A 20,841-nucleotide genomic window follows, 5' to 3' on the forward strand; every position below is an offset into this window, starting at 1 on the left:
GGCGGGCGCCGGCGACCGTCGGCGCCCGCAGGCAGCCACCGGATCGGAGTGCCGATGTCGACGGAAGGTCGCTACACGCAGCCGCCCACGGAGTGGACCTGGCAGGTCCCGGCCCAGGGTGCGGCGCGTTTCTCCTGGGAGTACGACGACGGCCGGGACCGGCTGCTCGCCCTGTACCAGAAGGGCAAGGACAAGCAGTGGGACGCGGTGCGCCGGATCGACTGGGACCTGGAGGTCGACCCGTACGACGCGCTCGGCACGCCCGACGAGGCGATGACCCTCTACGGCACCCGTTACTGGGACGCGATGACCGAGGCCGACCGCGGTCTGCTGCGGCAGCACTACACCGCCTGGCAGTTCAGCCAGTTCCTGCACGGCGAGCAGGGCGCGATGGTCTGCGCGGCCCGGATCGTGGAGTCGGTGCCGGACCTGGACGCGAAGTTCTACTCGGCCACCCAGACCATGGACGAGGCCCGGCACGCCGAGATCTACGGCCGGTTCCTGCACGAGAAGGTCGGGATGCTCTACCCGATCAACGACAACCTCCAGTCGCTGCTCGGCGACACCCTGCGCGACTCCCGCTGGGACATGCCCTACCTCGGCATGCAGGTACTGATCGAGGGGCTGGCGCTGGCCGCCTTCGGCATGATCCGCGACACCACCGACAAGCCGCTGCCCCGGCAGATCCTCGCCTACGTGATGCAGGACGAGGCGCGGCACGTGGCGTTCGGCCGGATGGCGCTGCGGGACTACTACAAGCAGCTGTCCGACGCCGAGCTGCGCGAGCGCGAGGAGTTCGTGATCGAGGGCTGCTACCTGATGCGCGACCGGCTGCGCGGCACCGAGGTGCTGGCGAACTTCGGCATCCCGCAGGCCGAGGCGATCGAGATGACCGAGCGGTCGGAGTTCCTGCACCTGTTCAGGAAGCTGCTGTTCAGCCGGATCGTGCCGTGCGTGAAGGACATCGGGCTGTGGGGGCCGCGGCTGCAGAAGGCCTACCTCGACCTGGGCGTGTTCGACCTGGGGGACTCCAACCTGGACCTGCTGATGAGTCAGGACGAGGAGATCGCCGAGCGGATGGACGCGGAGCGCTTCGCCGCCGAGGAGGCCGCCCGGGTCACCGAGGTGGCGGACGCCATCGCCCAGGGTGGTGAATCCCCGGAGGGCACGCCCCGGGGCTAGGGGACCCGCAGCATGATCACGGACGACCTAATCGTATGTTTATGTGATGAATGCTGGTCCGAGATCGCAGCGGCGCGCCACCCGCCGTGCCAGGGCGCGCCGCCGCCGCAGAAACGTCACGCTGAGCCTGGCCGGGCTGCTGGTCGCCGTCGCCGGCGCCGTGTCCCTTGGCTACGGGCACGGCGACCACCCGGATCGCGCCGCGGCCGCCGGCCAGGGCCGTACCCCGGCCGGCGGCGGCGCCCCCGAGACACCCGGCGGATCGGCCGGGGCCGGGGCGCCGCACGAGCCGGCCGGCACCCTCACCCTCGCGTTCGCCGGGGACGTCCACTTCACCGGCCGCACGGCCGGACGGCTCGACGTGCACCCCGCGCTCGGCCCGATGGCGAAGCAACTGGCCGCCGCCGACTTCTCGATGGTCAACCTGGAGTCCGCGATCACCACCCGCGGCACCCCGCAGGCGAAGATCTACCACTTCCGCACCGGCCCGGCCGCGCTCACCGCGCTGCACGACTCCGGCGTCGACGCCATCACCATGGCCAACAACCACGCCGTGGACTACGGCCCGGTGGGCCTGGCCGACTCCGTCGCCGCCAAGCACTCCTCGCCGATCCCGGTGATCGGCATCGGCGCCGACCAGGCGGAGGCGTACCGCCCGTTCACCGAGACCGTGAACGGCGTGCGGCTGGCGGTGCTGGCCGCCAGCCAGGTCTACGACCTCACCAACTCCGACTTCCGGGCCGGTCCGAGCACCCCCGGCATCGCCTCCGCGCTGGACCGGCCGCGGCTGCTGGCCGCCGTCCGCGCCGCCAAGGCCCACGCCGACGTGGTGGTCGTCTACCTGCACTGGGGCATCGAGGGCGAGAACTGCCCGGTCGCCGACCAGAAGTCGATCGCCGCCGACCTGTCCGCGGCCGGCGCCACCGCGGTGGTCGGCACCCACGCGCACGTGATGCTCGGCTCCGGCATGCTCGGCCCCACCTATGTCGCCTACGGATTCGGCAACTTCCTCTGGTACGGCACCTCGCCCTACCCTCACTCCAACGACACCGGTGTGACCACCCTCACCGTCACCCGCGCCGGCAAGGTCACCGGTGCCCGCTTCAGCCCCGCGACCGTCGACTCCCACGGAGTGCCGGAACCGCAGGCGGGCGCCGCGGGCAGCGACATCCTGCACCGCTACGGGCAGTTGCGCTCCTGCACCGGCCTGACCCCACCTCCGCACGGGTAGTGGCGTACCGGAAAAAGGTTCCACCCGTCCGCGGGGCCGGTCCATGCGCATTGGTCCGGATCCTGTAACGGTGACCGCCCGCGCCGACCCGCGCGGAACCGTACCCTGGGCGACCGCATCTATCGGATCGCGGGACCGGGGGACACCGGCCGCACCAGGAGCCGAGCAAGGACGGAAGGCGGGCGGGCGCACACATGACCGCACGGGGACGGATACCGGAGCAGCCGTACGGGCCGGGCGGGGACGGGCCGGTCGGCCCGCCGCCGATCCAGGGCCCGGGCCGCGAACGCGAGCCGGGCGGACCGAAGTCGAGATCCGCGCAGCCGATCCTCGCGATCGCCGTGGCCGTGGCGGTGGTGGTGCTCGCCGCCGTGGTCACCGCGGTCGCCTCGCCCGGGCCCGGCCGGCACTCCTCGGCCGCCGACGGGAAGGCGCCGCACGGTCCGGCGCAGCCGGGCGCCGGCGGGGGCGGCGGTACCGGCGGTACCGGCACCTCGCCGTCCACCGGTCACCCGACCACGCCGCCCGCCGTCCCGGTGGTGCCCGACTCGATCCAGCACGCCGCGGAGACGCCGGGCAAGGCCGTCAACATCACCATCGACGACGGCCCGGACCCGGTCTGGACCCCGAAGGTGCTCCAGGTGCTGAAGAAGCACCACGTGCACGCCACCTTCTGCATGATCGGCCCGCAGGCGCGCGACAACCCCGCCGTGGTCCGCGAGGTGGTCGCCGCCGGGCACCGGCTGTGCGACCACACCGTGCACCACGACGAGGGCATGGACAAGAAGTCCGTGGCCTACCAGAAGTCGGAGATCATGGGCGCCTACTCCATGATCGAGAAGGCGTCCGGCGGCGCCCGGGTGTACTACTACCGCGCCCCCGGCGGCGCGTTCACCCCGGCCAGCCGCGCCTACGCCGCCCAGCACGGCATGCGCCCGCTCGGTTGGAACGTCGACACCAAGGACTACGAGCGCAAGGGCGTGGCCAGCATCGTCGGCACCGTCAAGTACGAGATAGGCAACGGCCCGACCATCCTCTTCCACGACGGCGGCGGCGAGCGCTCGCAGACCGTGGCCGCCCTCGACCAGACCCTGACCTGGCTGCACTCCCAGGGCTACGCGTTCAGCTTCCCGAAGGTGGACTGAGCCCCGCCGCCGGCCCCTTGAGCACCGCCTCCATCACCGCCCGGGCGATCGGCGCCGCGTTGCCGCCCCCGGAGATGTCCGCCCGCACCGCGTCCGCGTCCTCCACCACCACCGCGACCGCCACCGCGGCCCTGCCGCTGCCCGGCGGCCGGGCGTAGGACAGGAACCAGGCGTACGGCGTACCGGCGTTGGCCAGGCCGTGCTGGGCGGTTCCGGTCTTGCCGCCGACCACCCACCCCGGGATCGCCGCGTTCGTCCCGGTGCCGTCCGTGACCACCGCCTCCATCAGCATCTGGAGCTGGCCGGCCGTCCGCGCGCCGACCGCCTGGTGCAGCAGGTGCGGGTGGGCCGTACTCACCGTGGTCCCGGCGTGGTTGGTCACCCGGTCCACCATGTACGGCGCCATCAGCCGGCCGCTGTCGCCGACCGCCGCCGCCACCATCGCCATCTGGAGCGGCGTCGCGGTCGTGTCGTACTGCCCGATCGAGGACAGCGCCACCTGGTCCGGGCTCATCACGGTGTCCACGTTGCTCTTCGCCACGCTCGGCGGGATGCGCAGGTCCCCGTCGTTGAAGCCGAACAACTCGGCCTGCGTCACCACGTCCTGGGAGCCGAGATCCGCGCCCAGCTTCGCGAACACGGTGTTGCAGGAGTAGCGGAAGGCGTCGTACACGCTCGCGTCGCGGCAGCCGGCGCCCTCGTTGGTCAGCTGTACGTCGGTGCCCGGCAGCCGGTAGGGGTCCGGGGAGACGGTCCGCGCCCGCACATCGGTGATCTCGCCGCTCTCCAGCGCCGCCGCGGCCGTGACCACCTTGAAGGTCGAACCGGGCGGATACGTCTGCCGGATCGCCCGGTCCAGCATCGGCTGCTCCGGGTCGTCGTTGAGCCGCTTCCAGGCCGCGGTCACCGACGGGCCCGCGCCCGACAGCGCCGCCGGGTCGTACGACGGCGAGGAGACCAGCGCCAGGATCCGCCCGGTGGCCGGGTCCAGCGCCGCCACGGCGCCCCGGCGCCCGGCCAGACCGTCGAACGCGGCCCGCTGCGCAGCCGGGTCGATCGTGGTGTGCACGTCGCCGCCGCGCTGCCGGGCGCGGGTGATCTCCTGCCACAGCGGCCGCTCGCGCAGTGCCGGCGAGGAGCCGTCCAGCAGGTCGTTCTCGGTCCCCTCCAGCAGGCTGGCGCCGTACGTCTGCGAAGCGAAGCCGGTCACCGGCGCGTAGAGCGGCCCGTCGGTGTAGCTGCGGACGTACCTCAACTGGCCGTCGGTGGACCGCGATCCGGTGACCCGGCGGGTACCGGCGAGGATGTCGCCGCGCGGGCGGGCGTACAGCGCGATGTCGGCCCGCCGGTTGGCGGGATCGGCGGCGTAGCCCCGGGCCGAGACGATCTGCACCCGGGTGGCGTTGGCGAGCAGGGCGAGCAGCAGCAGCAGGCAGAAGGCGGCGGCGTGCCGCACGCAGCGGTTCACCGCGCGCTCCCCGGGGCGGTCCCGGGACCGGCCGGGCCGGTCCCCGGCGGGCCGGACGCCGCCCGGTCCGCCCCCGGCCCGGGATCGGGCTCTCCCGGCCCGCCCGCGCCGCCCGCCCGCGGCGGCTGCTGCTGCGGATCGGGCCGGCGGGCCCGGTCGCTGATCCGCACCAGCAGCGCCACGATCAGCCAGTTGGCGACCACCGACGAACCGCCCTGCGCCAGGAACGGCATCGCCATCCCGGTCAGCGGGATCAGGTCCATCACCCCGCCGGTGACCACGAACACCTGGAGCGCCAGGATCGACGCCAGCCCGGCCGCCAGCAGCCGCCCGAACGGGTCGCGGGTGGCCAGCGCCGCCGCGAACCCGCGGGCCACCAGCAGCGCGTACAGGCCCAGCAGCGCGCACAGCCCGGCGAGCCCCAACTCCTCGCCCCCCGTGGCCAGCACGAAGTCCGACTTCGCGGCGAAGCCGACCAGGTACGACGAGCCCTGGCCCAGTCCGGCGCCCAGCGCGCCGCCGTCGCCGAACGCGAAGAGCGACTGCGCGATCTGGCTCGGCCCCTGCCCGGCGGCCACCGTCGCGAACGGGTGCAGCCAGTCCTGCACCCGCTGGTGCACGTGCGGCTCGGTCGCGCCCACCGCGACCGCACCGGCCGCCGCCAGCAGCAGTCCCACCGCGATCCACCCGGTCCTGCCGGTCGCCACGTAGAGCATCACCACGAACAGGCCGAAGAACAGCAGCGAGGTCCCGAGGTCGCGCTCCAGCACGAGTACGCCCACGCTCATCAGCCACACCGCGATCACCGGGCCGAGCACCCGCCCGGTCGGCAACTGGAGCCAGCCGAGCCGCTTCAGCCGGCCCGTCCCCAGCAGCGGCCGCCCCGCGTACGCCAGCGCCGCGCGGTTCGCCGACAGGTAACCCGCGAAGAACACCGCCAGCAGCACCTTCGCGAACTCCCCTGGCTGGATGGAGAACCCGGCCGCCCGGATCCAGATCCGCGCCCCGTTCACCGCGGGGAAGGCGATCGGGGCCACCAGCAGCACCAGCGCCCCGGTCACGCTCACGTACGCGTACCTCGCGAGCACCCGGTGGTCCCGCAGCGCCAGCACCGCGACCGCGAACAGGCCCACTCCCAGCGCGGACCACACCAGTTGGGCCGGCGCCGCCCGCGGGCCGAGCGAGGGCTCCAGGTCCAGCCGGTACACCAGCACCAGGCCCAGGCCGTTGAGCAGCACCGCGATCGGCAGCAGCAGCGGATCGGCGTACCGGGCCCGGGCCCGCACCGCCACATGGGCCAGCAGCGCCAGCCCGCCGAGGCCCGCGCCGTACGCCAGGGCGTCCTTGGGCACCGCCCCGCTGCGGGCCAGCCCCACCTCCGCGTGGCCGTAGACCGCGATGCCCACCGCCGCGACCAGCAGGCACAGCTCCACCCCGCGGCGGGCGGCCGGGCGCGGCCGCGCGGTGCCGTGCGGGTCCGCCGGGCGCGGCGGACCGGGCGGGGGAGGAGCGGTCGCCGACGTTGCGCTCATGGGCGGCCACGCTAGCAACCGGCGACCGTTATGTCCGTGAAGTCGGGTGCCGCGCCCCGCGTCCCGTCGCGCCCCGCCTCCGCCCGCCCCGCCTCCTCCCGCGCCGCCCTGCCCCCCGCCCGGCCCTGGACCCGGGCCCCCGCCCGGTGTCGGTGCCCGGCCCTACTGTGGCCGCCATGACCGCCGCTGACGCCGCCGACGCCCCGGACGACCTCGCCGACCTGCCCTACGCCGACCTGCTGCGCCCGCACACCGGCCCGCTGGAGGTCGAGGGCGACTACGACACCGTGCACTTCGACCGGACCGACTTCCCGCCCGGCAGCCGCGCCACCGGCGCCCGCTTCCTCGAATCGGCCGTCACCGACTGCTCCTTCACCGACGCCGACCTGCGCGGCACCCGGATGAACGAGCTGTGGGCGGCCGGCACCCGGCTGACCGGCGTCTCGCTCGCCGAGAGCAACTGGCTGGACTCCGCGCTCGTCGGCTGCTCGCTGGCCGGCGTCGAGGCGTTCGGGGCGGTCCTGCGCCGCGTGGTCCTGCGCCGCTGCAAGCTCGACTCGGTGAACCTGCGCGCGGCCCGGCTGCACGACGTGGTCTTCGAGGACTGCGTGCTGCGCGACGTCGACCTCGGCGAGGCCCGCCTGGACGGCGTCACCTTCCCCGGCAGCCGGCTGGAGCAGGCCCGCCTCGGCCGGGCCGTGCTGGAGCGGTGCGACCTGCGCGGCGCGGTCGGCATCGACCTCGCCGACGGGTACGACAGCCTGCGGGGCGCGGTGATCAGCTCCAGCCAGTTGCTGGACCTCGCGCCGGCGCTGGCGCACACCCTCGGCATCACCGTCCAGGACCGCTGAAGTGCCGGATCAGGCGCCCCACGAGGCGCCTTCCGCCACCCCTGCCGAACGACTTGACAGGCGTCCTGCTGCGCGAACGCGCCATTGCGGAATCCGGCCGGTCGGCCGACATTGTCCGGATCACCCCCCCCTGGTTTGCTCTACTTACCGCCCCCGGCGAGAAGGGAACAGCTCGGTGCAGGAGATGGAGTTCCGGAGCGCACACCACTTGTGTGTCGATACGGACCCTGCGCTGTGCGTCCCCTGCCAGGAGCGGTTGGATCGGCAACTCGCCTTGCTTCCCCGGGTATACGGCGAGTTGGAGGTCGCGCTCGTACCGGCGCCGGACTCCGGCGACCGAGAGACCGGCACTGCCCGGCCCGGCATCCCCCTGAACGGGCCGGCTGTCGAGGCGCGCGCCGCTGTACGAGGCACTCTCGCCTCCTGGGCCGATCTGATAGTCGAGGGCCGGACCGTCCGTCTCCCCCTACGGACGGTGCCGGCCCTCGCAGCCTTCCTCCGCCGGCACCTCGGCTGGCTGGCCGTACATCCGGCCGCCGAAGACGCCGCGACGGATATCGACGCGGTGCTGTACGAGGCACTGCGGATCACCAGTCCTGAACCCTGCGGCGCCGTCCCCTCCGGTCTCGGCGCCCACTGAACCTCCCGCACCACCCACCCGGCACCACCTGTTGCACCCGACCCCGGACTTCCTGCGCCGCCGGCCCCCACCGCATCACCGGCACTTCCCCCCACGCAGGAAACGCTGTACGGCCCGTGAACCATCACGGGCCGTACAGCGAAAGGATCGCGGTGGGCTAGGCCGGCGGATACCAGACGAAGGGGGAGACCACCTGCTGGGTCTGGTCGGTGTCCGCGTCCGCCGACAGTTGGGTCGACGAGTGGGACTGCGACGTGCTGACGGCCGGCGATGCGGCAGCGGTGATGTCGGCGGCAACGGCGACACCAGTGCCACCGACGGAGCCGAGAGCAAGCGCCAACGCAGCGACGGCGGGGGCATGGGCCCTGAGCCATTTACGCGACATCGGTTTCCTTAACGATCAAGGCTGAGGGGCAGCCTGCGGCGGTACGCTACGCGCAAATGCGTCTAGCGTTCCCAGGATGCCGACACCGCGGAGCGGAGTACTACGTTCCGACCGTGCGGAAATGCGCCATGGCGCATACGCGCACGTCACTCAGATCAAATCATTGGCGGCCGCGAGGACACCGGCCTGGAAGCGGCTCTCCGCGTCAAGATAACGCATCACCTCTGACACCAGGCGACTCACCGTGCGCAGTGAAACTCCCAGTGTTCGCGCGATGCGCTCGTCCGTCAATCCGTTGGCGAGCAGTCGCAGTGTCGTCCGGTGCTGCTCGGTGAGCTCGCTCTCGTCGTCCTGGCCGTTCGACGGCTTGGCGGTGATGGGGACCGAGCGCAGCCAGCAGTCCTCGTACATCGCCAGGTAGGAGCGGATCAGGGTCTGGCCGCGGATCACCACCGCCGGGCCTTCCGGATCCGTCGGATCGGTGGGTGTCAACGCGCTGTGCTCGTCGGCGACGAGCAGATCGAAAGGAACCTGCGGAATGAGCCGGACTTCCGCCCCCAGTGCGGCGAGATCGGTCAGGTATTTACGCTGCCGTGGTCCGGAATTCACGCTCTGGCCGTAGATGGCGCGCACTCTGATATTGCGCTCGATCAATGCGCGGTCGGTCTTGAGGGAAGTCTCCAGGAATTCCGGCGGGGGAAGGGGGCCCGGATGCATGGATGAGATGACTTCCGTGACGGTGACGGTGAAGTCGCGCACGAATTCGCGGCGCCGGGCCGCCCCGGTGAGGACCTCGACCTCGACCTCGCCCGGTTCCCGGGTCACCATCGGCCGGTAGCGCTCCATCAGCGTCTCGGCCGCCTCGGCCAGCGCGGTCAGCCCGTCACGCTGCGCGAGCAGCGTCGCACGCTGCCTGGCCAGCAGGCCTATCAGCGCGGTGTCGGGCTCGACGGTCTCCATCTTGCCGGTACGCCAGCTCGGTCGGATCAGGCCGAGGCCGTCCAGCTCGTGCCAGCCGGCCGTCGACTCCTCCTGGGTCAGACCCAGGCTCGCGTCGACCTTCTCGCGCTCGCTGGAGCCGTTGGTCAGCAGTTCCCGGTATATCGCAAGTCCGATACCGGCCGCGTCCAGATCCCCATGTCGTGCCGCACCGGCCACGTCTGCCCTCCCTCGCTCCCACACCCTGTGTTGCACCCGCGGTTCGCGCGGTCGCGTATCGGCGCCCCCAGGAACTTTAGCAACCGAAACGTCGCGCGCCAGCAGTGAAGGTTTGGCCTTTCCGGCCCACCGGCCGCTGGCTACATAATCGATCACGGCAGCGCTGAACGCCACCTTCCGAACGACGCCAGAAAGAGGTTGCAGATGGGACAGCCCGGACTTTCGAGCACCCAGGGACGGGAACGACCTCGCGTGGCGGCCCCGGTCCCCGTCGTGCTCGTCGGCGCGGGGAAGGTGGCCCACGCCGCGCATCTGCGGGAGATCCGGGACCTGCCGGCCGAACTGCGGCTGGCGGCAGTGGTGGAAAGCGACCCCGCGCACATCGCGGCGGTACGGGCGTCCGGGTTCGGCGAGGTGCCGGTCCGCGGGTCGATCGCCGAGGCGGTCCGGGCCGGGGCGCGGGCGGCGCTGGTGTGCACGCCGTGGTGGACGCACCGCGCGGTGGTCGAGGAGTGCCTGTCGGCGGGGCTGCCGGTGCTCTGCGAGAAGCCGGTGAGCCTGGACCTCGGCGAGGTGGACGCGCTGGCCGCCGTCGAGCTCCGCACCGGACTGCCGGTCGCCGCGGGCTACATGAAGCGGCACGACCCGGTGGTGCGGCTCTTCCTCGACCACTGCCGGGAGCGCCTGGACCGCGCCCGGCGGCTGACCGTCGACATCCACGACCCCAACGCGCCGCACCAGGTCGCGCACCTGCTCCCGTACGAGCCACCGCCGTTCGGGCCGCAGCCCGCCCCCGCCCGCGAGGCCCTGGCCCGCGCGCTGGGGCCGGATTCCACCGGCGCGCAGCGGGAGGCGTACGCGCGGGGGCTGGGCGGCTCGCTCATCCACCAGGTGAACCTGGTGCACGCGGTGCTGGCCGGCAGCGGCCGGGAGCTGGCCGGCCGGCTGCTGCACGCCGACGGCTGGGCCGCGGGCGCCGGGGTGAGCTGCCGGTGGCGGCCCGACGACGGGCTGGTGGTCGACCTGACCCACCAGCGGGTGCCGGGGCACCGCCGCTACCGCGAGGTGCTGGAGTTCACCGCCGAGGACGGTGTGGCCACCCTCTCCCTGCCCTCGCCCTACGCGCGCGACGAGACGGCCACGCTGACCGTCGAGACGTGGGACGCCGGCAGCGGGCTGGCCGAGCGCCGGGTGCGTACGGCCGAGCCGGGAAACACCGGGTTCCGGCGGCAACTCGTCGCCTGGGCGCGGCAGCTGAGCGGGGAGGGCGGCGCGCTGCCCGGGCTGGCCGACGTCCGCCGGGACGCGCGGGCGGTGCGCGAGGCGGCCCTGCGGCTGGCATGAGCGGGTGCGTGCGCGGCCCGGGCGGGGGTAGGCGGCTGATGAGGAGTTCCCTTACTCGGAGGTGACCGCACATGCTGATCCTGGGACTTCTGCTCCTTGCCTGCACCGCGGCCTTCACCGGTCTCGCGCTTGCCGACAACCTCTCGGGCGGACCCGACTACCAGGTGACCGTGCTCGGCCACCACATCGCGACCATGAACGGCCTCGCGCTCTTCTGCGCCGGACTCGCGCTGGCCCTGATCTTCTGCCTCGGCTGCGTGATGGCGCTGGCCGGCGGCGCGCTGCGGCGGCGCAAGATGCGCAAGTACCGCGCGGTGCGCCGGGACGCGGCCGCCGCGGTCCGGGAGCGCGACGAGCTGGCGGCGCGACTGGAGACCAAGGACGCCGCCGCGGCGGCTCCCGCCGCTCCCGGCCGGTACGAACCGGTCGCGGCCGATCCGGTCCGGTCCGGTGCAGGCGGCTTTCCCGGTGACGCGGGCGCCGCGGCGGACACCGGCGCGTCCGGCCCGTCCGGTGCCACCCTGGCGCCGCCCGCCGACGAGGAGGCGGTCTCCACCGGCGCCCCCGCCCGCCGGCCGCGGCACCACGCGCGGCACCTGTTCGGGCACTGATCCGCGCCGACCCGTCCGATCCGTCCGACCCCGTCCGATCCTGATCAACCCACCGGATCGGCGCGGCTCACCGCACAGAGCGCACGCACAACGGCGGCCCCGGGTTCACCCGGGGCCGCCGCACGCATGCAGTGGCGGCCCCGGGGGGGGATGGGGGCCGCCACGCAGGCTCTACGTTACGCGTCTTCGGCGGTCAGCGTGGCGAAGCCCCGCCATTCGGCGTGGCGAGTTCGGGGCATGCCGAGGAAAGGCGGCAGCCGGGCCGGCGACCACGGGGGAGGTCGCCGGCCCGGCCGGTCCGTGCGCCGTCGACCCGCGGGGCGCCGCTCGGGCGACCCGATCAACGCGCTGGGACAATCGTGTACTTCGAAGGCTGCCGCCGTCAACGGAGGTAAACCGGACAGTCGGTGCCATTCACCCTGGCTCAAAGACATCTCGACGGCGTACTGCCGCAGGGTGTGGGCGCCGGCTGTCCGGTGCGAGGGGGCGGAAGGCTCAACTCCGGTGCGCCGAGGCGCTGTCGCCGACCCAGGCGGTCGCGGCCGCGCTGCCCACCGAGTCGATCGCGGTGTTGTTCTCCACCGGGTCGGGCACCTGACCGGGGAAGACGATGAAGGTGACCGGGCCGTCGGTGCCGCCGGTGTCCGGGTCCGGGTCGATCCCGAGCGCGGTGGCCAGAGCGTACGACCCCTCGCCGATGATGTTGCCCGGCCCCTCGTCGGCGAAGACGGCATACACCACCTTGCCGTTGTAGACCACGGCCGCCACGCTGCCGGGCGAGATCCCGGCGTCCTCGTAGCTGAACCGGCTGCTGGGCAGCGGGATCACGTAGTAGTGCGTCTGGTCCGAGGTGAAGTACTGGCCGGTGGAGGTCTGGAAGGACGTCTCGTCCTGGTATCACGGGTCGGTGGAGTGGTTGCAGTGCGACGTGGTCACCCCGTCGCAGTCGATGTCCATGTCGGACGTCCACGTGTAGGCGGAGTCGTTCGCGCAGATCTCGACGGTGGAGGGCTCGCCGTCGTCGGTGGCGTACTCGCCGTTCGAGGCGGGCGTGCAGTCCTGTGCCTTGTCCAGGAGTTGGCCGGCGCTGGGCCCCGAGGCGGCGTGCGCCCGGGCCGGTGTCGCGGCCAGGGAGGACGGTGCGCCGACGGTCAGGCCCGCGGTGACGGCGAGGATCGCCGCGGCTGCCGAGGCGGCGGCCAGGCGGGGGCGGAGGTGGATCACGATGCGTTCCTTCCGGAGGTGGGACGGAAGTTGGCGGCGGTGAAATGACAGGGAACCTTACTGACATTTCCCTGTCAATGAGTCCGGCAGCGGTCGTCCGGTCGCCCGGCGACGAACGGTGATTCATGTGGATGAATCCGGAGCGCGGTGCCGAACTCCCGCGCCCGGCGGCCGTGATGGTGGCGAACTCTGCTCAAGGGCGCGGGTGCTGCGGGGACGTGTCAAACCCCTTGACCCCGGTGCGGGGCCGTCCTAGGGTCCCGGCTATTCCTAGATATGGACCGAGTTTTCGTACGTGAACGGAGTGACGATGAGCGCGCCCCGCAGCAGCACCGTACGCACCACCGGCCGGAGGCGGGCCCTGCCGATGGCGGCCCTCGCTGTCACCCTCGTCGCCGCGTCCACCGCGCTGACCGCGTGCGGCGGTTCCGGCGGTGGGTCCGGCGGTGGTTCCGCGTCGGGGCCGCTGAAGGTCTGGGTGCGCGGCGCCGGCGACTCGCAGAAGGCGTACCAGATGGTCTTCGACGCCTACACCAGGAAGACCGGCGTCAAGATCCAGCTGTTCATGACCAACACCGACTTCGAGACCAAGCTCAACGCGGCCGCCGCCGCCCACAAGTTGCCCGACGTGGTGATCGACGACGGTTCGCAGCTCGGCGCGTTCGAGAGCCAGGGCATCATCACCGAGGTCGACAAGGCGAAGATCGCCGGCGCGGACCAGGTCAGCGGCGCCGCCTGGAAGTCGGTGGTGGACGACCAGGGCAAGACCTACGGCGTGCCGTTCTCCGCGCAGGCCAACGTCCTCCTGGTGCGCAGCGACTGGCTGAAGAAGGTCGGCCTGCAGGCGCCGAAGACCTGGGCCGACCTGGAGAAGGTGGCCAAGGCGTTCACCACCCAGGACCCGGACGGCAACGGCAAGAACGACACCTACGGCCTGGACGTGCCCGGCTCCACCCAGCGCGGCTACCTGTCCTGGTACTGGTCGAACTTCCTCTACCAGGCCGGCGGCAACTTCCTGGTGCCCAGCGGCAGCGGCGGCTTCGACTCCGTCATCGACTCCCCGCAGGCGGTCCAGGCCGCCCGGTTCCTGGAGAAGATGTACTGCACCGACAAGGTGGTCCAGCCCGGCGCCCTCAACAACCTCACCACGGACACGAACACGGCGTTCCAGACCGGCGTGGCCGGGATGTACCTGACCGGCCCCTACGCCTACGCGACCATGGACGCCACCGCCGTGAAGGGCAAGTACGACGTGGTCGCCCCGCCGGCCGGCCCCAAGGGCGTCGGCAGCCTGGCCGAGGGCACCACCGTCTACGCCATGGCCGGGTCCAAGCGCGCCGCCGACTTCGACACGCTCGCGTCGTTCATGGTCTCCGCACCCGCGCAGAAGCTCGGCATGACCGGCGTGCCGACCTCGACCATCGTGCGGCTGCCGATCAACACCACCGTCGACCCGGCGAAGGTGCACGCGGACGACTCCCGCTGGCAGGTGGCCCAGCAGGTCTACGCGAACAGCTCCACCTACGAGCCGGTGAGCGCCCCGGACTGGCAGACCTACCGCAACGACGCCTCGGAGAGCCTCAACAAGATGCTGTCCGGCTGCGACGACCCGGCGAAGACGCTGTCCTCCCTCGACTCCACGTACACGTCCCTGCTGAAGAAGTAGGGCGCGGGTGGAACGCCACATGACTCTGACCGAGGACCGGCCCGGCCGCGGCCCGCGCGGCGGGCGCCCCCGGCCGCCGGCCGGTACCCGTAGCCCGTCCGCGCCGCGCGCCCTGCTCAGATGGCCGCGGGCGGCGACCCCCTGGATCTTCCTCGCGCCCGTCCTGGCGCTCTTCGGCGTCTTCAAGTTCTGGCCGACGCTGTGGGGGATGTACCTCAGCTTCTTCCAGGTCCGCCCCTACCTGGGCAACAAGTGGGTCGGCTGGGCGAACTTCCGGACCGCCTTCCACGACGCGGCGCTGCGCTCGGCGGTCGAGCACACCGTCATCGACGCGCTGGTGACGGTGGCCGCCTCGGCCGTCATCGGCTTCGGGCTCGCGCTGCTGCTGGAGGGCCCGGCCCGGCACCTGCGCATCCTGCGCACCGCCGCGTTCCTGCCGGTGGTCACCGCGATGGTGGCCGTCGCCGAACTGTGGAACACCATCCTCTACCCGGGCGGCTACGGCACCCTCAACACCCTGCTCGGCCATCTCGGCCTCGGCCCCGAGCCGTTCCTGTCCTCGCCGCACTCCTCGCTCGCCTCGGTGATGCTGATCCAGGTCTGGAAGAGCGCACCGTACGACATGGTGATCTTCGTGGCCGGCCTGGCCGGCATCGACAAGCAGCTGTACGAGGCCGCGGCGATCGACGGCGCGGGCGCCTGGCACCGGCTGCGGCATGTCACGCTGCCCTCGCTGCGCCCGGTCACCACCATCGTGATCACCCTGGGCATCATCCGCGGGCTGCGCGTCTTCACCGAGATCTACGTCCTGACCGGCGGCGGCCCGGCCGGCTCCACCGAGACCATCGTGACCTACACCTACAAGCAGGGCATCCAGAACAACCAGTTGGGCCTGGCGTCGGCCGTGTCCACCGTGCTGTTCCTGGTCACCGTGCTGCTGACCTGCCTCACCCTGTGGTGGCGCAGGCGCAAGGAGGCATGAGCATGAGCGCCCCCACCACCGCGCTGGGCCTGCGGATGCCCACCAGGGCGTGGACCCGTACCGCGGTCCGCGCCGTGCTCTACGCCGCAGTGCTCTTCGTGTTCGTGATGCCGCTGTGGACGATGCTCGCCACCGTCTTCAGCGGCAGCACCCTCAAGACCGGCCAGATGTCCCTGTTCCCGGGGCATTTCACCCTCACCAACCTCCGCACCGCCTTCCGCTTCGGCGTCGGCCGCGGCCTGCTCAACTCGGTGATCGTCACCGGCGTCGGGCTCTTCCTCCAGATCACGGTGAGCGCCTTCGCGGCGTACGCGCTGGCCCGCAAGAAGTTCCGCGGCCAAGCGCTGGTGCTGCTGGCGATCCTCGCCACGATGATGATGCCGGAGGAGGTCATCGCGATCCCGCTCTACCTGGTGCTCGGCAAGGTGCCGGACCCGCTGGGCGGCGGCGACCTGCTCGACTCGTACTCCGGGCTGATCCTGCCGGTGGTCGGCTGGGCGCTGCCGATCTACGTCCTGACCGGGTTCATGAAGACCATCCCGGTCGAGCTGGAGGAGGCCGCCCGGGTCGACGGCGCCCGCGACCTGCGGATCTTCTTCCAGATCATCCTGCCGCTGTGCCGCCCCGCGCTGGGCACCTGCGCGGTGTTCGGCTTCCTGATGATCTGGGACCAGTACCTGCTGCCGCTGCTGGTCGCCTCCACCCCGCACATGTACACGATGACGCTGGTCGTGACGAGCCTGTCCTCCAGCCAGGAACAGCCCGAAGGGGTACGGATGGCGGCGTCGCTGATGCTGATGGTCCCGAGCGTGCTGGTCTACCTCGGACTCCAGCGGCTCTTCGAACGCGGCATGCTCAGCGGGTCGTTGAAGGGGTGAGCCGGGCCTCGCCGGCCGGCCCGCGCCCGCGGGGCCGGCCGGTGGCGGGTGCGCCTACGCCGCGGCGACCGCCCGCGCGGCGAACCGCAGGGCCACCTCGCGCCAGACCCGCGCCGAGTCCGCGTCCGCGGCGAGCGCCTCGCGGTGCAGGGCCGCGCGGTCGGCGCCGTGCCGGGTCAGCCGGTCCAGGTCCCAGCCGCCGATCCGCTCCGCCTCGGCCTCCGGATGGAACTGCACGCCCCACGCGCTCTCGCCGAGCCGGAACGCCTGGTACGGGCACCCCTCGGTGGAGGCGAGCCAGGCGGCGCCCGGCGGCAGCTCGGTGATGGCGTCCACATGGTTCTCGATCGCCCGCGGCCGCACCGGCAGGCCCGCGAACAGCGGATCTTCGGCGGCCTCCTGACGCAACGTCAATTCGGTGCTGCCGAACTCCGGTCGGCCGTGCTCCCCGCGCACCGCACCCCCGGCGACCTGGGCGAGCAACTGCCCGCCCAGGCAGATCCCGAACACCGGCAACCCGAACTCGACGGCCTCGCGGGCCAGTTCCCGGGTCCGGGCCAGCCAGGGCGCCCGCTCGTCGTCGTCCGGCAGGAACCCGCCGCCGAGGACCACCAGCGCCTGGTAGCGCGGCCGCAGCCGCTCGGGCAGCGCCTCCCCGGCGAAGGCGCGCACCACCTCCAGCGCGAGCCCGCCCTCGCCGAGCCATCCCTCCCAGCGCCCCGGCCCCCCGGTCGCCGTGTTCTGCACCACCAGCGCCCTCGCCGTCCCGGCCATCCCGCACCCACCTCTCCTCGACCCGCCGTCCCCTCCATCCAACCCCACCCATCCCGCGGCCGACGCACAGGTCATTCACAGGCAAGGCATGGGTAACGAGAATTCCTGGATGTCGCCAAGGAGACGCCTGTGTGACGCCAAGCACTCCCATGTTCTTCACCAAGTTTTCGTATAGGAATTCAAACGGCCGTGGAGTATCGTCCCCGCTCGGGGCCAGCTCCGGGGCAACTTTGCGCCAGGTGAGGGCTGCCTCCTGTACGAAAACACGAGGGGTGGGCCTTGAAGCGCATACTCATCCGGTCCGGGAAGAGCCCGTTCCACGCCGCCACGCATGCCGAGTACCTGCACCGGGATCTCTTCGGGACGAACTCCGGCAATCTGCTCTTCAGCGACGCGGTGCACCGGATGCTGCTGACCGCGGACACCGAGGTCACCTCCAACGGCATCAGGACCGACCCCTCGCCCGAGCGGGCGGCGCAGATCAACGAGGAGTACGACGTCTTCGTCGTCCCCCTGGCCAACGCCTTCCGGCCGACCTTCCACGCCTCCCTGGACCGGCTGTCCACGCTCATCGAGCAGCTGACCATCCCCGTGGTGGTCACCGGCGTCGGCGCCCAGGTCGGCGCGGACTACGACACCGAGGAACTGCGGCCGATGGAACAGTCGGTCCGCCGCTTCGTGAGCGCCGTGCTCGACCGCTCGGCCACGATCGGGGTGCGCGGTGAGCTGACCGCGTCCTACCTCAACGGTCTCGGCTTCGCGCAGGTCGACATCATCGGCTGCCCGTCGATGTTCCTGCACGGCGACGTCTTCCCGACCCCCTCCGACCCCGGCACCCTCGGCCCGGACGCGCGGATCGCGATCAACCTGTCGCCCGACGCGATCCCGGTCGGCGACATCGGGGGCATCGCACGCCACGCCTTCGAGCGTTTCCCTGCGCTGACGTACTACGCGCAGAACCTGGTCGACGCGGAACTGCTCTTCTGGGGCGACACCTCGGCCGAGGCGGGCCGGCACGGTTCCTTCCCGCTGCAGCTCACCCACGAGCTGTTCCAGCAGAACAAGGTCCGGGTCCCGCTCGACCCCCGGACCTGGCTGGACGAACTGGCGGGCCACGACTTCGCGTACGGCACCCGCATCCACGGCAACATCGCGGCCCTGCTGGCGGGCACCCCCGCCGTGGTGCTCGCCCACGACTCGCGCACGCTCGAACTGTGCCGCTACTTCGACCTGCCGCACCGCATGCTCACGGACCTGCCCGCCGACACCGACCCCGCCGAGCTCCACGCGCAGGCGGACTTCAGCGGGCTGCTCAACGGCCACAAGGAGCGCTTCACCCGCTACACCGACTTCCTCGACCGCAACGACCTGGCGAACACCTACGACCACGGCGACGCGGGCGCGGCGTTCGACGCGCGGCTGGCCGCGACCGAACTGCCGCCCTCGGTCACCGTCTGGGACGGCGGCGACGACGGCGCGTTGCGCTACCGGTTCGCGCGGCTGCGCGAGCAGATCACCGACAACCGCACGTCCGCCGAGCGGCGGGCGAACGAACTCGCCAAGAAGAACAAGGAACTCCAGAAGCGGATCACCGCCGCCGACACGCGGCACTCCACCGTGGAGAAGGAACTGGACGCGCTGCGCAAGCGGGTCACGGCGGCGGAGAAGCGGGTCAGCGGGATCGAGCGGCGGGCGCTGGTCCGGATCGGTCCGGCGCTGCGGCGCCGGGTGCCGCGGGTGGAGCGGAAGACGGAGGACTGAGGGCGGATCGGGGGGCCGGGGGGACGGGGTCAGCTGCGGTTCGGCGGGGCGGTGGGGTTGCGGGGCGGGAAGTCCACGCGGAGGTCGAGGCCGCCGGTGGAGCGCGGGGTGGCGGTGATCGTGGCGGCGTGCGCGGTGGTGGCGGCGCGGACGATGGCCAGGCCCAGGCCGTGGCCGTGGGCGGCGTCGTCGGTGCGGGTGCGGGGGGCGCCGAGGCGCTGGAAGGGCTCGAAGAGGCGGTCGACCTCGGCGGCGGGCACCGCGGCGCCGGAGTTGGCGACGTCCAGCCGGGCGCGGCCGGCATCGGTGGTGGTGCGGACGCCGAGGTGGCCGCCGGGGACGTTGTGCCGCAGGGCGTTGTCGACGAGGTTGTCCAGCAGGATCTCGGCGAGGTCGCGGTCGCCCGAGACCGGGGCGGGGCCGAGGTCGGCCTCGACACGGATGCCCAGCCCGGCGGCCTCGCCGCTGCGACGGTCCAGCACGCCCGCGGCGACCTCCGCGAGGTCGAAGTCCTCCCGCCGCTGGATGCCGCGCTCACCCGTGGCCAGCGTGAACAGCGCCTCCATCAGGCGCGCCTGCTGCGCGCCGAGCAACAGGGCCTGCTCGCAGGCGGCCCGCAGGGTCGTCGCGTCGGCGTCCGGGTCGGCGAGCGCGACCTGGAGCAGGGTGCGTTCGGCGGCGAGCGGGGTGCGCAACTCGTGCGAGGCGTTCGCGACGAAGTGCTGCTGGGCCTGGAACGACGCCTCCAGGCGGGCGAACAGGTCGTCCAGCGTCCGCCCGAGCCGGGTCAGTTCGTCGCCGGAACTGCGCAGTGCCAGCCGACGTCCCAGGCTGGCCGCCGACATCTCCCCGGCCGTGGCGGTGATCGTGCGCAGAGGCCGTAGCAGCCGCCCCGACAGCAGCCAGCCCAGCCCGACCGACAGCAGGACCAGCGCCACCAGGGCGACCACCGACCCGGTGACATAGCGGTCGATGTCGTGGCCGCGCTGGGTGTCCGCGAGCGACGGCCGGGACAGCCCCGGGCTCAAGGGCGTCAGGTCGGCACCGGAGCCCGGCACCGATGCGCGGACGGTCGAGCTGGAGCCGACGAAGGCGTTGGGGATCGCCAGCAGCGCCACCCCGGAGACGAGGAACAGCGCCCCGTACAGCACGGCGAGCCGCATCCGCAGCGTCCGCGGCCGGGGCACCCACCCCAACCGCCAGGGCCCCACGGCGCTCACGACTCCTCGATCCGGTAGCCGCCCTCGCGGACCGTCGCGATCACGGGCGGGTCGCCGAGCTTCAGCCGCAGCCGGCGCACGGTGGTCTTCACGGTGGTGGTGAAGGGGTCGACCGCCTCGTCCCAGACCCGGTCGAGCAGTTCCTCCGCCGACACGACGGCGCCCCGCGCCGCGAGCAGGCACTCCAGCACCGCGAACTCCTTGGGGCTCAGGTCGAGCCGGCGCCCGGCCCGGAAGGCGGTGCGGCGGTTCGGGTCGAGCAGCACACCCCCGCCGGACAGCACCGGCGGCAGCGCGGGCGTCGACCGTCGGCCCAACGCACGTACCCGGGCGACCAGTTCGGCGAAGTCGAACGGCTTGGGCAGGTAGTCGTCAGCGCCCAGCGACAGCCCGTCCACCCGGTCGCGGACGGCGGCGGCCGCGGTCAGCATCAGCACCCGGCTCTGCGCGGGCCCCTCCGCGAGGCCCCGGCAGATCTCGTCGCCGTGCACTCCGGGCAGGTCGCGGTCCAGGACGACCACGTCGTAGCGGGTCACCGCCAGCAGCTCCAGCGCCCGCGCGCCGTCCAGCACCACGTCCACCGCCATGCCCTCGCGGCGCAGCCCGGTCCCCAGCGCCGTCGCCAGCACCTCGAAGTCCTCGACCACCAGCACTCTCATGGCTCCACGATGCCAGCCGGCCGGTGCCAGCGAGGTGACGGCGGCCGTCACCGTCCCGTCACCGCCCGCGCCGTACAACCGGGGACGGCACGCGGGACCGTCGCCGGACGGCGGTGGCGGCCGTACGCAA

At 72.5% G+C, this 20,841-nt stretch carries 19 protein-coding genes and 1 pseudogene; 11 read left to right on the forward strand and 9 right to left on the reverse strand.

Features of this window, described 5'->3' with window-relative positions:
* Nucleotides 1-54 precede the first annotated feature (54 nt).
* The 3 genes from C4U44_RS05650 to C4U44_RS05660 all read left to right on the forward strand — a co-directional run bounded on the left by C4U44_RS05650 (nucleotide 55) and on the right by C4U44_RS05660 (nucleotide 3,558).
* Nucleotides 55-1,182, forward strand: coding sequence for a ferritin-like domain-containing protein (locus tag C4U44_RS05650; protein ID WP_103884481.1), 1,128 nt, complete (start codon nucleotides 55-57; stop codon nucleotides 1,180-1,182).
* 46 nt (nucleotides 1,183-1,228) lie between these two features.
* Nucleotides 1,229-2,413, forward strand: a complete 1,185-nt coding sequence (locus C4U44_RS05655; RefSeq protein ID WP_103884482.1) for a CapA family protein — start codon at nucleotides 1,229-1,231, stop codon at nucleotides 2,411-2,413.
* A gap of 194 nt (nucleotides 2,414-2,607) precedes the next feature.
* Nucleotides 2,608-3,558 (forward strand): polysaccharide deacetylase family protein, encoded by a 951-nt coding sequence (locus tag C4U44_RS05660; protein WP_103884483.1) that lies wholly within the window; start codon nucleotides 2,608-2,610, stop codon nucleotides 3,556-3,558.
* On the opposite strand, the gene C4U44_RS05665 is transcribed toward C4U44_RS05660, so the two are convergent.
* Both C4U44_RS05665 and C4U44_RS05670 read right to left on the reverse strand, forming a co-directional pair.
* Entirely contained in the window at nucleotides 3,536-5,026 is a 1,491-nt protein-coding gene (locus C4U44_RS05665) for a penicillin-binding transpeptidase domain-containing protein (protein WP_103884484.1), read from the reverse strand. The two genes, C4U44_RS05660 and C4U44_RS05665, sit on opposite strands and share 23 nt — an antisense overlap.
* Entirely contained in the window at nucleotides 5,023-6,558 is a 1,536-nt protein-coding gene (locus C4U44_RS05670) for an FtsW/RodA/SpoVE family cell cycle protein (RefSeq protein WP_103884485.1), read from the reverse strand. The genes C4U44_RS05665 and C4U44_RS05670 overlap by 4 nt, the downstream gene beginning before the upstream one ends.
* A 176-nt stretch (nucleotides 6,559-6,734) precedes the next feature.
* Between C4U44_RS05670 and C4U44_RS05675 the strand changes: the two genes are divergently transcribed.
* Both C4U44_RS05675 and C4U44_RS41445 read left to right on the forward strand, forming a co-directional pair.
* Nucleotides 6,735-7,409 carry a pentapeptide repeat-containing protein gene (locus C4U44_RS05675; RefSeq protein ID WP_103884486.1) on the forward strand — a complete coding sequence of 225 codons (675 nt, stop codon included), beginning with the start codon at nucleotides 6,735-6,737 and terminating at the stop codon, nucleotides 7,407-7,409.
* A gap of 475 nt (nucleotides 7,410-7,884) precedes the next feature.
* Entirely contained in the window at nucleotides 7,885-8,049 is a 165-nt protein-coding gene (locus tag C4U44_RS41445; RefSeq protein ID WP_160144980.1) for a hypothetical protein, read from the forward strand.
* Between the two features lie 157 nt (nucleotides 8,050-8,206).
* On the opposite strand, the gene C4U44_RS05685 is transcribed toward C4U44_RS41445, so the two are convergent.
* Both C4U44_RS05685 and C4U44_RS05690 read right to left on the reverse strand, forming a co-directional pair.
* Nucleotides 8,207-8,434: a hypothetical protein gene (locus C4U44_RS05685; RefSeq protein WP_103884488.1), complete on the reverse strand. Its 228-nt coding sequence runs from the start codon at nucleotides 8,432-8,434 to the stop codon at nucleotides 8,207-8,209.
* Nucleotides 8,435-8,584: 150 nt separating this feature from the next.
* The gene (locus C4U44_RS05690; RefSeq protein ID WP_160144981.1) at nucleotides 8,585-9,592 is read right to left on the reverse strand and encodes a helix-turn-helix transcriptional regulator; all 1,008 of its coding nucleotides are present in this window, start codon (nucleotides 9,590-9,592) and stop codon (nucleotides 8,585-8,587) included.
* A gap of 252 nt (nucleotides 9,593-9,844) precedes the next feature.
* Here C4U44_RS05690 and C4U44_RS05695 point away from each other — a divergent pair, with 252 nt between their 5' ends.
* On the forward strand, nucleotides 9,845-10,936 hold the full coding sequence (locus C4U44_RS05695; RefSeq protein ID WP_160144982.1) for a Gfo/Idh/MocA family protein: 1,092 nt from the start codon (nucleotides 9,845-9,847) through the stop codon (nucleotides 10,934-10,936).
* A 71-nt stretch (nucleotides 10,937-11,007) separates the two neighbouring features.
* Entirely contained in the window at nucleotides 11,008-11,547 is a 540-nt protein-coding gene (locus C4U44_RS42265) for a hypothetical protein (RefSeq protein WP_103884491.1), read from the forward strand.
* 495 nt (nucleotides 11,548-12,042) lie between these two features.
* Here C4U44_RS42265 and C4U44_RS05705 read toward each other — a convergent pair.
* Nucleotides 12,043-12,429: pseudogene (locus C4U44_RS05705) on the reverse strand (glycoside hydrolase family 75 protein); the annotation flags it as partial.
* A 15-nt stretch (nucleotides 12,430-12,444) separates the two neighbouring features.
* Nucleotides 12,445-12,771, reverse strand: coding sequence for a hypothetical protein (locus tag C4U44_RS05710; RefSeq protein ID WP_103884493.1), 327 nt, complete (start codon nucleotides 12,769-12,771; stop codon nucleotides 12,445-12,447).
* Nucleotides 12,772-13,081: 310 nt separating this feature from the next.
* Here C4U44_RS05710 and C4U44_RS05715 point away from each other — a divergent pair, with 310 nt between their 5' ends.
* Genes C4U44_RS05715 through C4U44_RS05725 form a run of 3 tightly spaced genes read left to right on the forward strand, consistent with a single transcriptional unit; the run spans nucleotide 13,082 to nucleotide 16,297 of the window.
* Nucleotides 13,082-14,437: an ABC transporter substrate-binding protein gene (locus C4U44_RS05715; RefSeq protein ID WP_103884494.1), complete on the forward strand. Its 1,356-nt coding sequence runs from the start codon at nucleotides 13,082-13,084 to the stop codon at nucleotides 14,435-14,437.
* Between the two features lie 19 nt (nucleotides 14,438-14,456).
* Nucleotides 14,457-15,419 (forward strand): carbohydrate ABC transporter permease, encoded by a 963-nt coding sequence (locus C4U44_RS05720; RefSeq protein ID WP_103884495.1) that lies wholly within the window; start codon nucleotides 14,457-14,459, stop codon nucleotides 15,417-15,419.
* Between the two features lie 2 nt (nucleotides 15,420-15,421).
* A complete protein-coding gene (locus C4U44_RS05725) occupies nucleotides 15,422-16,297 on the forward strand; it encodes a carbohydrate ABC transporter permease (RefSeq protein ID WP_200823145.1) in 876 nt (291 codons plus the stop codon).
* A 54-nt stretch (nucleotides 16,298-16,351) separates the two neighbouring features.
* Here the strand turns inward: C4U44_RS05725 and C4U44_RS05730 are convergent, their stop codons facing one another.
* Nucleotides 16,352-17,071 (reverse strand): type 1 glutamine amidotransferase, encoded by a 720-nt coding sequence (locus C4U44_RS05730; RefSeq protein WP_103884496.1) that lies wholly within the window; start codon nucleotides 17,069-17,071, stop codon nucleotides 16,352-16,354.
* Between the two features lie 279 nt (nucleotides 17,072-17,350).
* Between C4U44_RS05730 and C4U44_RS05735 the strand changes: the two genes are divergently transcribed.
* Nucleotides 17,351-18,832, forward strand: coding sequence for a polysaccharide pyruvyl transferase family protein (locus C4U44_RS05735; protein ID WP_103884497.1), 1,482 nt, complete (start codon nucleotides 17,351-17,353; stop codon nucleotides 18,830-18,832).
* A 29-nt stretch (nucleotides 18,833-18,861) separates the two neighbouring features.
* Here the strand turns inward: C4U44_RS05735 and C4U44_RS05740 are convergent, their stop codons facing one another.
* Both C4U44_RS05740 and C4U44_RS05745 read right to left on the reverse strand, forming a co-directional pair.
* Complete coding sequence (locus tag C4U44_RS05740) at nucleotides 18,862-20,052, reverse strand: sensor histidine kinase (protein WP_235031822.1); 1,191 nt, start codon at nucleotides 20,050-20,052, stop codon at nucleotides 18,862-18,864.
* On the reverse strand, nucleotides 20,049-20,711 hold the full coding sequence (locus C4U44_RS05745; RefSeq protein ID WP_103884499.1) for a response regulator transcription factor: 663 nt from the start codon (nucleotides 20,709-20,711) through the stop codon (nucleotides 20,049-20,051). The genes C4U44_RS05740 and C4U44_RS05745 overlap by 4 nt, the downstream gene beginning before the upstream one ends.
* Between the last annotated feature and the right edge of the window lie 130 nt (nucleotides 20,712-20,841).

This window comes from Actinacidiphila yanglinensis (genome assembly GCF_900107965.1).
Classification (GTDB): domain Bacteria; phylum Actinomycetota; class Actinomycetes; order Streptomycetales; family Streptomycetaceae; genus Actinacidiphila; species Actinacidiphila yanglinensis.